We start from the raw sequence: 13720 nt of genomic DNA, 5'->3' as shown, positions 1-13720 counted from the left end.
TTACATCGCGGCATGCCGCGGGGGTACCGGCTGGTACGGCATACGCGCGTTCGCGCCTTTGCGGGCTTGCTTCTTTGCGATCTGGCCGCGCACGATCCGTCGAGCGAGAACCGGACGGGTGGTCCGGGCAAGGCTGCGGGGTGATCCGCGGATCGGAGCCGTGCGTCACGAACCGAAGGTCACCAACCGTCCCGGACCGGGCGGTGGCGTCGGCCGGGAATCCGCAACATTCTGCCAGTACGGACAGGGAGTTGCAAAATCGCTCCTCGACCGGGGCACGATCCTCTCGATGCGGGGCCGGCCCTAGGGCGGGTGTCTACTGCCATCTTCCGAGGGTAGGGCCCCCGAATTACCTGCGCGTAAGGGGAAACTCGCCCCTGCTGGGAAGCAGCGGTGAACAGTCCCACCGCCACCCGGAACGCCGATGTGAGCTCAGGGTGACGCAGGCTGCCACGTCCGGGCCTGTCCGCTACGCCGGGCGCACCCAGATCTCGTTCACGCCGCCGGTCAGCAGGCGGCGCCGCCAGTTGCGAGCCGGGCCGGGATGATCGGTGCGCCGATGCAGGCCCCGGGTCTCGGTGCGCGCCAACGCGCTGTACTTCGTCCAGCGGGCCACCGCCAGCAAGGCCGCGGCCTGCCGGGCCCGCACCTGGTCGGCGCCGGCGCCGCCGAGCCCGTATTCGGTGACCGGCCACATCGCGTCGAGTTCGGCGATGCTGTCGCGCAGGCTGCCCGCACTGCGCCAATAGCTGCGCCGCAGCGGCAACGTATGTTCCTGCACCAGCCCGATCACCGCACGGGGATCGATATCCGCGCGCGGATCGTCGCCGGGATGGGAATTCAGCCCGGCCCCCGGAACCGGCCGCGCGGCGCCGACGCGGCCCCGGTGGCGAGCGAACCGCGCCGCGCCCGATCCGGCCCACATTCCGGACGAGATCGCCCACCCGCCGCCGTGCCCGTCGAACCCGCCGACCGCACCGGTGATCGGTTCCCGAGATGCCACGTCCCCCGCGGCATACAGTCCGGGAACCGTTGTGGCGCAATCGAATCCGGTCAGCTTGATGCCACCGGAACCACGCACGGTGCCCTGCAGGACCGGACGCAGTCGCACCCGGCCGGCCGACGGCGACGCGTCGGCACCGGCGCTCGCGGGCACCGCCGTGGTTCCCGATGGCGCCGCCGACGCGGGGCCGTACCGGACCGCGGACTCCGGCGGAATGTCGGCGTAGACCGCCCTCCCCTCCGCCAGCGCGGTGAGGGCCACGGACCGGACGGTGAAGTCGTCACCGTCGATGCGAGCCCCCGATTCGTCGTACAGCGAGGCGAACCGGGGCTCACGCAGATCGCTCATCGTCGCAAGACCGTAGGCGCCGGAGAACTCCATGCCCGACAATTCGGTGCCCGCCTCCGCCGCCATCAGCAGGCCCTCACCGGTATCGACATCGGTTCCCGCGCCACCGGCCAGAAACGCGCACCCACCCGTCGCGAGCACCACCGCACCCGCGCGGATGGTCCAGCCGCGGTATCGGTCGTCACCGGCGAGCCCACCGGCTCCGCACACCGCGCCGTCGCCGTCGACCAGCAGATACAGCGCCGGATGATGATCGACGACCTGGACACCCAATCGGAACAGCGTGCGCCGCAGAGCCGCCAGATACCGCCGGCCCTCGAGGTGGACGCGCGTCGACGGCCCGTCTCCGGCCTGCCGGTATCCCCAGCGCAGCAAGTGGGCGATGCGGTGATGGGTCTCGCCGAGCACCCGGTCCATCCACTCGGGGTCACCGAGGTCACCACCGCGCGAGAGACTGTGCGCCAGCGCCCGCTCCCGCTCCGGCCCGGGCGGGATATCCCACAGCGCGACAACGCCTTTCGACGTCGGACCGCATTCACCGCAACGACCCTTGTCGACCAGGATCACGCGCGCTCCGGCCGTCGCCGCCGTCAACGCCGCCCAGGCACCCGCCGGGCCGCCACCCACCACCAGCACATCGGCGGACGTCTCCGCCGCGAACTCGGATTCCGCGCGAATAGTGGACCGGCTACGCACGCTCACAAAGGAAAATATTCGGCCACAATTCATCCGGCCGCAACTGTTACGCGGAGATCAATTCCACCATTGCGTAACCAATAGGTAACCCGCCGCCACAAAGACGACCAGAGATCCGAAAAACGCCGGAATTCCCCGACGCCGGTCGGAAAAAATTTGCGCGCCGAGCGCCAGCGCCGCCATTCCGATATGCCAGCCGACACTGCTCGCACCCGGTCCGGGAAATCCGCGCCGCACCCCCAGGACCGCCGCGCCGACGACGACCGCCGCCAGCACCACCAATCCGGCGGCCACCGTTCCGCTGAGCGCCCGCACGACCCTCACGAGGCGACCACCGCGACGCCGCTCGCCTTCTCGGCCAGACGCTCGAATTGCTCTGCGTCCGTGAGGCATTCGCCCAGGCCCACGGGCTTGTCGGCGCCGTGGTAATCCGAGGATCCCGTACCGATGAGGTCCAGTTCGCGCGCCAGCTCGCGCAGCACCGCCCGGTCGGCGGGATTGTGGTCGGGGTGATCGATTTCGAGTCCGCCCAGCCCGTGCTCGGCCAGATCGCGGATGTCGTCGAGCGCCAGCAGCCGCCCCCGGGTGCGGGCGCGCGCGTGCGCGACCACGGTCACCCCACCGGCCGCGGCCACCATCTCCACCGCCTGCCGCAGCGGCGTGTCGGCCTTCTCGACGTAATAGCGGCCGCGCGGCGCGAGCAGATCGTCGAAGGCCGCGCCGACCGTCGGGACCACACCGACCTCGACCAGCGCTCGCGCCAGATGTGGGCGTCCCGCTGCCGGGCCCGCCGCGGCGAGTACCGCGTCCGGGTCGATCGGCAGGCCATCGGCCACCATGAGATCGGCCATCGCGCGCACGCGCGAGACGCGTTCGGTGCGCAACCGCTCGCGTTCGGCGGCGAAGGCGGCATCGGCCGGATCGAACAGGTAGGCCAGCAGATGCACCGGCACCGGCCAGCCGTCCTCCCCCATACCGACGCAGGACATCTCCATCCCGCGCACCAACCGCAGCCCCGCGGGCAGCGCGGTGACCGCCTCGTCCCATCCGGAGGTGGTGTCGTGATCGGTGATCGCCACCACGTCCAGCCCCGCCGCCGCGGCGGCGCGCATCAGATCGCCGGGAGTGTCGGTGCCGTCGGATGCGGTCGAATGGGTGTGGAGGTCGATACGCACGCGTTCCATCTTGCCCAACTAGCATCCGGGGCGTGCCCTCGATACCGCCGTTTCCCCCGTTCCGTGGCTCCGGGAGGTCGCGGCGGGGGCCGCAGCTGCCCCGGATTCCGGTTCCCACCGCCCGCGCGATCGTCGATTGCGGCGTCTATGTCGACGGCCGCCGCCAGTCCGGACATGTGACCCCGGCGGCCGCGCTGGCACAGGTGCGCGAGCGCGGCGACGGCTTCGTCTGGGTGGGCATGCACGCTCCCGACGCCGACCAGATGGCCGAGGTGGGCGAGATCTTCGGCCTGCACGAACTCGCGGTCGAAGACGCCGTGCACGCCCATCAGCGCCCCAAACTGGAACGCTACGACGACACCCTGTTCCTGGTGTTGCGCACCGTGAAATACCTCGAACACGACCCCAACTCGGTCAGCGAGATCGTGCAGACCGGCGAGATCATGATCTTCATCGGCGCGGATTTCGTGGTCACCGTCCGCCACGGCGAGCACACCGCGCTGAAGGTGGTGCGCGAGGAGATGGAGAAGCATCCCGAACGCCTGGCGCTGGGACCGGGCGCGGTCCTGCACGCCGTGGCCGACCATGTGGTGGATACGTATCTCCTGGTGACGCAGTCGGTCGAAGACGATGTCGAGGGCATGGAGGAAGAGGTCTTCACCCCGCGCAGCCGGCTCACCATCGAGGCCATCTATCAGCTCAAGCGCGAGGTGGTCGAGTTGCGGCGGGCGGTCAACCCGCTGGCGCTGCCGCTGCAGGTGCTCAGCCGCAGTTCGGAACTGCCGATGCCGAAGGAGATCCGCCGCTATCTGCGTGACGTCGCCGACCACCACACCGCGGTCGCCGAGCGGATCAGCGATTTCGACGAGGCGCTCAGCGCGCTGATCAACGCGGCGCTGGCGAAGGTCAGCGTGCAGCAGAACACCGATATGCGCAAGATCTCGGCCTGGGCCGCGATGGCCGCGGTGCCGACCATGATCGCCGGCATCTACGGCATGAACTTCACCCATATGCCGGAGCTGTCGTGGACCTACGGATACGGGATGGTGTGGATCGTGATCCTGGTCATCTGCGGTGCGCTGTTCGTCGCGCTGCGGCGCAACAAGTGGTTGTGAGGCTGGACGTTTCGCCGCCGGGTGCCCGCGCGGTCTTACAGATTCGCGGCGGCCCGGTGCGGATCCCGGATGTCGATCCCCGCTTCGGCCCACGCGTCCCGGAGCGCCGCGGCCCCGCGCACCCGCACCCACGCCGCCTCGGTGGCGGTGATCGGCGCGACCGACAGGAATCGCACCGGATCGGCGGGTTCCGGCAGTGCCACCTCGGCGATATCGGCCTCGCCCAGCAGAACAGCGGTGAAGGGAGCGTTGTGCCACAACGGTTCTCCGAGGTCGAGCAGCGCATCCGGTTGCAGCACAACGCCTTCCACCGCGGGCGCGGCGATCAGCACGCCTAGTCCGCGCGGCAGGCCCGCCTGGGCACCGGCTCCGCCGCGCAGCGTCAGCACCAGTTCGGCGCGCGGGCCGCGCACGGGGTCGGCCAGCGCCGCCGCGGAATCGGTCATCGGATGCCGGGAGCCGCCGAGGGTGACGTAGTGCACGAACTCGCCGTCGGGGATGCGCAGGATGTCGATCGGCTCCAGGCCGAGAAAGGTCACCGACGCGGAATCGAAGCGGGTGTCGTCGAATCCCGACCCCGTCCGGGGGATGCCGAAATGCGTCAGTACCGCGGACCGCACCTGATCGAGTTCCATAGCCCTAGAGCGTGCCAGAGCCCTACAGCGCCAGGCGCGCCAGCATATCCCGCGCCTGCTCGGCCACCTTCGGGTCGCACAGCACGTCGTAGCGGCCGGCGACCAGCTGCATGGTGGAGGCGAAGTCGCGGGTGCCGCGGGTGGCGGCGTACGGGATCACCGCCGAGATGAGCCCGAAGATGATGCCGCCGACCAGGCCGACCACCAGCGGCCCGATCACGCCGCCCGTGGTGAACAGGCTCAGCAGCAACCCCAGGAACAGGCCCAGCCAGGCGCCCGAAACCATGCCGCCGCCAATGACTTTGCCCCAAGTAAGCCGGCCCAGCACTCGTTCGACCTGCATCAGATCGACACCCACGATGGTCATGTTCTCCACCGGGAACTGGTTGTCGGCCAGATAGTCGACCGCCCGCTGCGCTTCGGCGTAGGTCGGATAGGAGGCGACCGGCCACCCCGACGGCGGCGTCGGCAAGCCGGGCCGATTGCGATTCGGACTACCCAACGGATTGGTCATAACTCCACGATCCTAGGTCGATATCGCCGCTGCGGCTGGATGCGACGACTCAGCGGCGCACCGCGTGTCCGATTTTACCGCCGAAGGGCAGCAGTTCGGACATTGCACCGCCGAGGATCACACCGAGTGGACCGCACGCATCGACCCGGACGAACCCCGGCTCACGCCAAGCGGACCTCGGCGGTGGCCAGACCGAATATCTTGCGGCCCGCCGACTTCGCGACGACCACCACGACGGCGGTGCGGGCCTGCGGATCGAGGGATTTGATCCGGCCGGTGAATTCGACGACGCCCGCGGACCGGGCGTCCACGATCGTGTAGTTCGACAGCCGCACCGCGTATCGGGTCAGCGCTCCGGGGTCGCCCAGCCATCCGGTGACGAAGCCCGCGCCGAGCCCCATCGTGAGCATGCCGTGCGCGATGACGTCGGGCAGGCCCGCGAGCGCGGCGACGCCGTCGTGCCAGTGGATGGGGTTGGCGTCACCCGAGACACCCGCGTAGTTCACCAGATCACCGCGTGTGACCCGCGCGGTGCGCGGCGGGAGCTCGTCGCCCACCGCGACCTCTTCGAAGCGAATGACATTGTGCAGTACGCGCTTTCGCGATACCTCGGAGAAGCGGTGGTCGCGGCGAGGCGCGACGGCGGCTTCCAGCACTTCCGCCTCGGAAAGCCCCTGCGCCGCCGACGGCGCCCCGACACCCTGCATGATCACGCGTTCGATCGCACCGCCGATACCCGCGTCGATATCGTCGCCGGCGACACCGACCGCGGTCGTGTGCATCACGTGGACGACCTCGTCGAACTGATCGGTGAAGGTGTTGGTGACGGTGATCAGATCCTTTCCGGCGATGGTGCGCACCGCGGCGACCTCGACGTCGCTCACCAGACGATCACCGGAGACCACCGGCCGATGGAACTCGAAAACCTGATCGGTCTGGACGTACACGTCGTAGCCGGTGATGACGCGTTCGAACAGCCGGCGATTGGCCAGCATCGCGGGAATCGACAGGAACGTGGGCGGCGCGACCACCGCGCCGTAGCCGTACTCCGCGGCGGCCGCCTCCCGCCAGTGCACCGGGCCGTGATCCTGCACCGCACGGGCGTACTCGCGAATCTTCTCCCGCCCGACCTCGTAGTAGTCCTCGGCACGGTAGGCATATCCCACCAGGGACCGCGTGTATGCCGCCACATCCACGGTTAGCTCGGACAAGCCACACTCCTCAACGCTCGGCTGCGCTGGAGCGTAAGCACGCCGCAGCCACCGGTCGCCGGATCCGCCTACCTTTCGGAAGGTTTCACGACACGCGGGCGGGCCGATTGTGAGTTGTCGCTATGCCTGCGGCGGGACGAAACTCGTGCTGCGGGCCATCCCCGCGGCCCGGCCCTTCTCCGCGACGACCTGCGCCATCTTCGCGCTGGCCTCGTCGATCATCTCGTCGCCGAGCATGACCGCGCCGCGGGCGCCGCCGGCGGTCGAGGTGTGATACGCGTAGGCGTCGAGGATCTCCTCGGCGCGGTCGTAATCGGCCTGGCGCGGGCTGAAGATCTCGTTGCACGCCTCGACCTGTGTGGGGTGCAGCACCCATTTGCCGTCGAAACCGAGGGCCGCGGTGCGGGATGCGGCGCGGCGGAAGCCGTCGAGATCGCGGATCTGCAGATAGGGACCGTCGATGGCCTGCAGGCCGTGGGCCCGGGCGGCGAGCAGGATGGTCATCAGAATGTGGTGGTAGGCGTCGCCGGGCGCGTAGCCCTCGGGCTGTTCACCGACCACCAGGGTGCGCATGTTGATACTGGCCATGAAGTCGGCGGGACCGAAGACCAGGGTCTGCACGCGCGGACTGGCGGTGGCGATCTCGTCGATGTTGCGCAGTCCCTGCGCGTTCTCGATCTGCGGCTCGATGCCGATGCGGCCCACCTCGAGGCCGTTGGCCTTCTCCAGCTGGGTCAGCAGCAGATCGAGCGCGCGCACCTGGGCACCGTCGAGCACCTTGGGCAGCAGAATCGCGTCCAGATCGCGGCCGGCGCCCTCGACCACCGAAATGACGTCGGCGTAGGTCCATTCCGTCGTCCAGTCGTTGACCCGCACCACCTTGATCTGATTGCCCCAGCCGGGCGAGTTCAGCGCGGCGACGATATTGGCGCGGGCAGCGGCCTTGGCGGGCGGAGCGACGGCATCCTCGAGGTCGAGAAAGATCTCGTCGGCGGGCAAACCCTTGGCCTTGTCGATCATCCGAAGATTACTGCCGGGTACGGCTAGCACCGATCGACGCGTTGACATGGGCGGCTCCTGAATCGTCTCGCGGGGCGGCACCACATAGCCTTGCACTTATGGCAGCAACGAAAGTTTTCGCCGCCAGGCTGGCGGGCCTGGTGGTACTGGGTCCGGACGGCGAGTCTATCGGCCGTCTGCGGGACGTGGTGATCTCCATCCGCTACGACCGCCAGCAACCCCGGGTGCTGGGACTACTGGTCGAATTACCCACGCGCAAACGTATTTTCGTCCCGATGCTCCGGGTCAACGCGATCGAGCCGAACTCGGTCAACCTCAACACCGGCACCGTGAGCCTGCGCCGCTTCGAACAGCGGCCCGGCGAAATGCTGGCGTTGGCGCAGGTGCTCGACTCCAAGGTGCGCGTCGTCGATCCCGAACTCCCGGACCTGGAAGGGGTGGACGTCTTCGTCGTCGACCTCGGCATCGAACAGAGCCGCACCCGCGACTGGGTGCTCTCGCGGGTGGCGGTGCGCGGACATCGGCGCCTGGGCCGGCGACGCGAGGTGCACGTGGTCGAGTGGTCGGATGTGCGCGGGCTGACCCAGCACGAACTGAATCTGCCCGGGCAGGACGTCACCCAGCTGCTCGGCCAGTTCGAGGGCCTGCGCCCGGCAGACGTGGCGCATCTGCTGCGCGAACTGCCCGAGAAGCGCCGGATCGAATTGGCCCGGGCCCTCGACGACGAACGGCTCGCCGACGTCGTGCAGGAACTTCCGGAGAACGACCAGGTCGACGTGCTGCAGAATCTGGGTGTCGAACGCGCGGCCGACCTGCTCGAGGCGATGGACCCCGACGACGCCGCCGACTTGCTGGGCGAGCTGCCCACCGGCGAGGCCGAGGCGCTGCTGGCGCTGATGGATCCGGAGGAATCGGAGCCGGTGCGGCGCCTGCTCGAATATTCGCCCTACACCGCGGGCGGCATGATGACGCCGCGCCCGGTGGTGCTCACGCCCGCGGCGACCGTCGCCGAGGCATTGGCCCGCATCCGCGACCCCGACCTGACTCCGGCGCTGGCGTCGATGGTGTTCGTGGTCCGCCCGCCGACCGCGACGCCGACCGGCCGCTATCTGGGTTGTGTGCACACCCAGGCGCTGCTGCGGGAACCGCCCGCGACCATGGTGGGCGGGCTGGTCGACAGCGACCTCACCCAGTTGCATCCCGATGCCGCGCTGACGGCGGTCACCCGCTACTTCGCGACCTACAACCTGGTCTGCGGGCCGGTGGTGGACGAGGAGAATCACCTGCTCGGCGCGGTGAGCGTCGACGACGTGCTGGACCATCTGCTGCCCGAGGACTGGCGCGAACAGGACGAGGACGCCACCGAACCGGCGAGCACGATCCATTCCATCGCGGCGGCGTCGCGCGCGGCGGCGACGGGTAACGCGGGGGCGGGTAAAGCGGCGGCCGGAAGGGCGAAAGCATGAGTGAGCGCAGCGAACGCGCGAGCCGCCCGGACAAGCCGATCGCCCGGGCGCGCTTGGAGACACCTGTCGAATCGCGGTTCCGATTCGAGATCGACCCCGAGGCCGTGGCGCGGGGCAGTGAGACCGTGGCCCGCTTCCTGGGGACCGGTCGTTATCTGCTGTTGCAGACGGTCGTGGTCGTGGTCTGGATCGGCCTCAACGTCTTCGCGGTCAGCCTGCAGTGGGATCCGTATCCGTTCATCCTGCTCAACCTGGCCTTCTCCACCCAGGCCGCGTATGCCGCACCCCTGATCCTGCTGGCCCAGAACCGGCAGGACAACCGCGACAAGGTATCTCTCGAGGAGGATCGCCGCCGCGCGGCACAGACCAAGGCGGACACCGAATTCCTGGCCCGGGAGCTGGCGGCGCTGCGGATCGCGGTGGGCGAGGTGGCTACTCGCGACTATCTGCGCCGCGAACTCGAGGACATCAAAGACGCTCTGGCGCGGCTCCAACTCCATGCGCCTCTGGACGACGAAGATGCTGTCGAGACGGCGAAGTCCAAGAAAAGTACCGATCGAAAGAGGGGTCGAGTACCGATTTCGCCTCAAATAGATGGCGGCTGACCGCAATTATCGATAACAAGGTGCTGACCGACAGGTAACCTGGATCACGTTGTCCGTGGCGGCCCCGCGCGTATCAGGTCGCTCAACGACTACGAGGGGATTGGTTGTGCCGATGCGAATATCTGGACCGATTACCGTATCGGCGCTGGTGGTTGCGGGTTTGATGGCTACAGGTTCGGCGGCGCACACGACCGCGCGAACCAGTGCGCCCAGGACGACCGAGGCGCGCTTGGCGGCAGCAAGCTCCCCCACCGACGCCGGCAACTCCGACCCCGAGGCGGTGGGGCTGGTACCGGCCGCTCCCGAACCTCCTCGCAAACTCAGAGCTATGACGGCGCCCGCGGATGGGGCGCCGTTGTTCGGCGGTACCGTGCCGCTGCAGGACATCGCGTTGCCGGGCGGTAGCGGAGCCTTCGGAATTCCGGAGATCGTGCTCGCCGCCTATCGCAATGCCGAACTGACACTGCAGTCCTCGGAGCCGAACTGCGGTCTCAGCTGGAGCCTGCTCGCCGGGATCGGGCGCATCGAGTCCAATCACGCCGGGCACGGCCGCACCGACGCCGCGGGCACGACCATCGGCACCATCTACGGACCGTCGCTGGACGGCACGCTGCCGGGTAACGAGGTCATCAAGGCCGCCGACGGCAATTTCGTGCGGGCGGTCGGCCCGATGCAGTTCCTGCCCGGCACCTGGTCGCTGTACGCGTCCGACGGTAACGGCGACGGCGTCGCGGATCCGAACAACGTCTTCGACGCGTCGCTGGCCGCGGGCAAGTACCTGTGCTCGGGCGGGCTGAATCTGCGTGACCCGCAGCAGGAACTGCGCGCGGTCCTGCGCTACAACAACTCGATGGCCTACGCCGCCAACGTGCTGAGCTGGGCCAATGCCTACAAGACCGGCGGCGCGCCGACCCAGGTGCAGATCTCGCCCGATCTGATTCCCCCGGGCACGATGCAGGCCCCGCCCGCGGGCCCGGACATCCTCGCCGCCAACGGCAGCATTCCGACCACCACCGCGCCGCCGTCGCAGGCCACCACCACCGCGCCGACGCCGCAGCAACCGACCCAGGTGATGATCAATATTCCGGGGCTGCCGCCGATCCCGTGCGGCATCTTCTGTCCGCCGCCGAAGCCGAATCCGTGCGACCCGGCCGTGGTGCCGGCGCCGATGCCGCAACCCGGGCAACCCGCACAACCGGCCGCACCCGCGCAGACTCAGCGCTGGGCGGCGGGCGACCCGGTGCGCCCGATCGATCCGCAGGCCGCCGAGGGCAAGCCCATCGATCCGAACGCGCCCGCGAATCAGAATGCGGCCCCGGCCGATCCGAACGCACCGAAGCCGGCGGCACCGGCGTGCACGCAGCCGCAGGGCCAGCCGGCGCCCGGCAGCCAGCCCGGGGCACCGGCACAAACGGACGGGGCACCGGCACCGGCCGCGCCCGAGCAGCAGTCGCAAACACCTTCCAAGACACCGGAACCCGGCCCGGAGGCTCCCGCGCCGGCACCGGCGGCGCCGCCGAGCCCGACCCAGCAGCCGGGAATCACGCTGCCGTTCGGAATCGTCGTCCCGCTGCCCGTCCTGCCCGGTCCGCCGGCGCCGCCGCAGTAGTAGTAGTCGCTCGATACCCTCGCCCGATCCGAAACCCCCGCTGAGACGGGGGTTTCGGCGTAAACGGGAGAGGCGGTCACGAAGCAGTAACGAAAAGGTCTCGGATGCGGTAATCTGATCTCGTTGTGTCACGAAAAGCTCACAGCGAGCATTGGAGGGTCACCACATCGTGGGACGTCACCGTAAGCAGCCGGCCACCCCTGTCCGGCGCGGATCCGTTATCGCTCTGACCGGACTCGTCCCCGCGGGACTCGTCGCCGTCGGCGCCTCTGCCGCCGAGGTCAACACCGGCGAATTCACCGCTGTGGCTCTGCCGCAACACACTCCGGACGCCCAGCAGGCCGTCGACCAGCAGGCCGCGCCGGACGAAATGATGCGCGCCGCAAAGCATCCCGGCCCGCCGATCGTGAAAACCGTTGCGCAGCCGGAAGGCCGGGTCGCCGCCGATCTGCCGCCGGGACCGAACGGTATGCCCGGCATCGCCTACGCGGCCTACCAGAACGCGGAACGCATTCTGGCCCAGGAGGAACCGGACTGCCACATGCCGTGGTCGGTGCTGGCCGGTATCGGACAGGTCGAATCGCATCACGCCTACGGCAAGGCCGATTCCAAGGGCGTCGCGCTCGACCCGATCTACGGGCCCGTTCTCGACGGCAGCCTGGCGGGCAACAACGTCGTGCACGCGAACGGCGACGACCTCGACGGCGGTATGCAGGGCTTCACCCGGGCGGTCGGCCCGATGCAGTTCCTGCCCGAGACGTGGCGCAAATTCGCCGGAGACGGCGACGGCGACGGCATCGCCGATCCGCAGAATCTCTTCGACGCCGCCCTGACCGCGGGCAACTACCTCTGCTCGGGCGGACTGAACATGACGGATCTGTCGCAGCAGTCCAAGGCGATCATGCGCTACAACAACTCGATGGCCTACGTCGCCAATGTGATGGCATGGGAGGTCGCGTACCGCACGGGTGTGGCGCCCAAGCCCAGCCAGCTGCCGCGAATCTGAGCCGGACGGTGACGGGGCCAGGCTGCCGCCTCCGGCCCCGTCGCTCCGGTCGCTGTGTCTATGGCGACCTACGCGGCGGCCTCCGGGGTTACGCAGGCTGCCGCCTCCGGCCCCGTCGCTCCGGTCGCTAGACTCACGGCTATGCCAGTGGTTACGGAAACGGATGTGCGGGGCGCGCTCGCAAAGGTGGACGACCCGGAGATCCGCAAGCCGATCACCGAACTCGGCATGGTCAAGAGCGTCTCGGTCCGCGACGACAGCAGTGTGCACGTCGAGATCTATCTGACGACCGCGGCCTGCCCGCTGCGCACCAAGCTCACCGAGATGGTCACCAAGGCGGTGGCCGACGTCGCGGGCGTCGGTGCCGTGACCGTCGACCTCGATGTGATGAGCGATGAGCAGCGCACCGAACTGCGCAAGCAGCTGCGCGGCGATTCCGCCGACCCGGTGATCCCGTTCGCCCAGCCCGGATCGCTGACCCGCGTGTACGCGGTCGCCTCCGGTAAGGGCGGTGTCGGAAAGTCGAGCGTCACGGTCAATCTCGCGGCCGCGCTCGCCGCGCGCGGCCTGTCGGTCGGCGTCCTGGACGCCGATATCTACGGCCATTCCGTACCGCGCATGCTCGGCACGGACCAGCGGCCCACGCAGGTCGAGCGGATGATCATGCCGCCGGTCGCCCACGACGTGAAGGTCATCTCGATCGCCATGTTCACCCAGGGCAATACCCCGGTGGTGTGGCGCGGCCCGATGCTGCACCGGGCGCTGCAGCAGTTCCTGGCCGACGTGTTCTGGGGCGATCTGGACGTGTTGCTGCTGGACCTGCCGCCCGGCACCGGTGACGTCGCGATCTCCATCGCTCAGCTCATTCCCAACGCCGAGATCCTGGTGGTGACCACGCCGCAGCCGGCCGCCGCCGAGGTCGCCGAACGGGCCGGGGCCATCGCCCTGCAGACCCGCCAGCGCATCGCCGGTGTGGTGGAGAACATGTCGTGGCTGGATCTGCCCGACGGATCCCGCATGGAGCTCTACGGGTCGGGCGGCGGCCAGGCCGTCGCCGACCGGCTCACCCGCGCGGTCGGCGCCGAGGTGCCACTGCTCGGCCAGATCCCGATCACCCAGGAATTGCGCGAGGCCGGTGACGAGGGCACCCCGATCGTGCTGAGCGACCCGGAAAACCCCGCGGCACAGGCCCTTCAAGGGATCGCCGATAAATTGGCGGTGCGCCGCCGCGGGCTGGCGGGCATGTCGCTGGGCATCGACACCACCCGTCACCTATAGGGCGGTGCCGGCCCGCCACAGCTGCCGAGATCGCTGTCG

General features: G+C 69.1%; 13 protein-coding genes. 6 read left to right on the top strand and 7 right to left on the bottom strand.

All coding sequences use genetic code 11. The features are described 5' to 3' along the window. Positions 1 to 469 precede the first annotated feature (469 nt). From ACPCUW_RS04535 to ACPCUW_RS04525, 3 genes are read right to left on the bottom strand one after another with little or no spacing between them, the layout of a single operon-like run. On the bottom strand, positions 470 to 2053 hold the full coding sequence (locus ACPCUW_RS04535; protein WP_423423740.1) for an FAD-binding protein: 1584 nt from the start codon (positions 2051 to 2053) through the stop codon (positions 470 to 472). Positions 2054 to 2104: 51 nt separating this feature from the next. Next, on the bottom strand, positions 2105 to 2371 hold the full coding sequence (locus ACPCUW_RS04530) for a hypothetical protein (protein WP_063012332.1): 267 nt from the start codon (positions 2369 to 2371) through the stop codon (positions 2105 to 2107). Then, on the bottom strand, positions 2368 to 3222 hold the full coding sequence (locus ACPCUW_RS04525) for a PHP domain-containing protein (RefSeq protein ID WP_423423739.1): 855 nt from the start codon (positions 3220 to 3222) through the stop codon (positions 2368 to 2370). The genes ACPCUW_RS04530 and ACPCUW_RS04525 overlap by 4 nt, the downstream gene beginning before the upstream one ends. 32 nt (positions 3223 to 3254) lie before the next feature. On the opposite strand from ACPCUW_RS04525, the gene ACPCUW_RS04520 reads away from it, so the two are divergent. Then, positions 3255 to 4337: a magnesium and cobalt transport protein CorA gene (locus ACPCUW_RS04520; RefSeq protein WP_063012334.1), complete on the top strand. Its 1083-nt coding sequence runs from the start codon at positions 3255 to 3257 to the stop codon at positions 4335 to 4337. Between the two features lie 35 nt (positions 4338 to 4372). On the opposite strand, the gene ACPCUW_RS04515 is transcribed toward ACPCUW_RS04520, so the two are convergent. The 4 genes from ACPCUW_RS04515 to ACPCUW_RS04500 form a co-directional block, all read right to left on the bottom strand. Further along, positions 4373 to 4972 (bottom strand): suppressor of fused domain protein, encoded by a 600-nt coding sequence (locus ACPCUW_RS04515; protein ID WP_082856862.1) that lies wholly within the window; start codon positions 4970 to 4972, stop codon positions 4373 to 4375. 22 nt (positions 4973 to 4994) lie between these two features. Beyond that, positions 4995 to 5486, bottom strand: a complete 492-nt coding sequence (locus ACPCUW_RS04510) for a general stress protein (RefSeq protein WP_030514914.1) — start codon at positions 5484 to 5486, stop codon at positions 4995 to 4997. Positions 5487 to 5647: 161 nt separating this feature from the next. After that, complete coding sequence (locus tag ACPCUW_RS04505) at positions 5648 to 6682, bottom strand: fused (3R)-hydroxyacyl-ACP dehydratase subunits HadA/HadB (protein ID WP_063012336.1); 1035 nt, start codon at positions 6680 to 6682, stop codon at positions 5648 to 5650. 135 nt (positions 6683 to 6817) lie between these two features. Further along, positions 6818 to 7765: an HpcH/HpaI aldolase/citrate lyase family protein gene (locus ACPCUW_RS04500; RefSeq protein WP_063012496.1), complete on the bottom strand. Its 948-nt coding sequence runs from the start codon at positions 7763 to 7765 to the stop codon at positions 6818 to 6820. 50 nt (positions 7766 to 7815) lie between these two features. Here ACPCUW_RS04500 and ACPCUW_RS04495 point away from each other — a divergent pair, with 50 nt between their 5' ends. The 5 genes from ACPCUW_RS04495 to ACPCUW_RS04475 all read left to right on the top strand — a co-directional run bounded on the left by ACPCUW_RS04495 (position 7816) and on the right by ACPCUW_RS04475 (position 13681). Continuing rightward, positions 7816 to 9183 (top strand): magnesium transporter MgtE N-terminal domain-containing protein, encoded by a 1368-nt coding sequence (locus ACPCUW_RS04495; RefSeq protein ID WP_082856864.1) that lies wholly within the window; start codon positions 7816 to 7818, stop codon positions 9181 to 9183. After that, positions 9180 to 9788: a DUF1003 domain-containing protein gene (locus tag ACPCUW_RS04490; RefSeq protein ID WP_063012338.1), complete on the top strand. Its 609-nt coding sequence runs from the start codon at positions 9180 to 9182 to the stop codon at positions 9786 to 9788. The genes ACPCUW_RS04495 and ACPCUW_RS04490 overlap by 4 nt, the downstream gene beginning before the upstream one ends. A gap of 328 nt (positions 9789 to 10116) precedes the next feature. Next, a complete protein-coding gene (locus ACPCUW_RS04485) occupies positions 10117 to 11397 on the top strand; it encodes a lytic murein transglycosylase (protein WP_423423738.1) in 1281 nt (426 codons plus the stop codon). 169 nt (positions 11398 to 11566) lie between these two features. After that, the gene (locus ACPCUW_RS04480) at positions 11567 to 12403 is read left to right on the top strand and encodes a lytic transglycosylase domain-containing protein (protein ID WP_030514908.1); all 837 of its coding nucleotides are present in this window, start codon (positions 11567 to 11569) and stop codon (positions 12401 to 12403) included. A gap of 141 nt (positions 12404 to 12544) precedes the next feature. Further along, positions 12545 to 13681, top strand: coding sequence for an Mrp/NBP35 family ATP-binding protein (locus ACPCUW_RS04475; RefSeq protein ID WP_030514907.1), 1137 nt, complete (start codon positions 12545 to 12547; stop codon positions 13679 to 13681). The last annotated feature ends 39 nt before the right edge of the window (positions 13682 to 13720 follow it).

It is taken from the genome of Nocardia sp. AB354 (genome assembly GCF_049538315.1).
Taxonomy (GTDB): domain Bacteria; phylum Actinomycetota; class Actinomycetes; order Mycobacteriales; family Mycobacteriaceae; genus Nocardia; species Nocardia nova.
Note: the sequence above shows the minus strand (reverse complement) of the source record. Positions and strands in the feature narration are given on the sequence as shown.

Excerpts from the sequence above, each read along its gene's own strand:
- ACPCUW_RS04515 (WP_082856862.1), bottom strand. The coding sequence starts at position 4,972 with ATGGAACTCGATCAGGTGCGGTCCGCGGTACTGACGCATTTCGGCATC.
- ACPCUW_RS04510 (WP_030514914.1), bottom strand. The coding sequence starts at position 5,486 with ATGACCAATCCGTTGGGTAGTCCGAATCGCAATCGGCCCGGCTTGCCG.
- ACPCUW_RS04500 (WP_063012496.1), bottom strand. The coding sequence starts at position 7,765 with ATGTCAACGCGTCGATCGGTGCTAGCCGTACCCGGCAGTAATCTTCGG.
- ACPCUW_RS04495 (WP_082856864.1), top strand. The coding sequence starts at position 7,816 with ATGGCAGCAACGAAAGTTTTCGCCGCCAGGCTGGCGGGCCTGGTGGTA.
- ACPCUW_RS04490 (WP_063012338.1), top strand. The coding sequence starts at position 9,180 with ATGAGTGAGCGCAGCGAACGCGCGAGCCGCCCGGACAAGCCGATCGCC.
- ACPCUW_RS04485 (WP_423423738.1), top strand. The coding sequence starts at position 10,117 with ATGACGGCGCCCGCGGATGGGGCGCCGTTGTTCGGCGGTACCGTGCCG.
- ACPCUW_RS04475 (WP_030514907.1), top strand. The coding sequence starts at position 12,545 with ATGCCAGTGGTTACGGAAACGGATGTGCGGGGCGCGCTCGCAAAGGTG.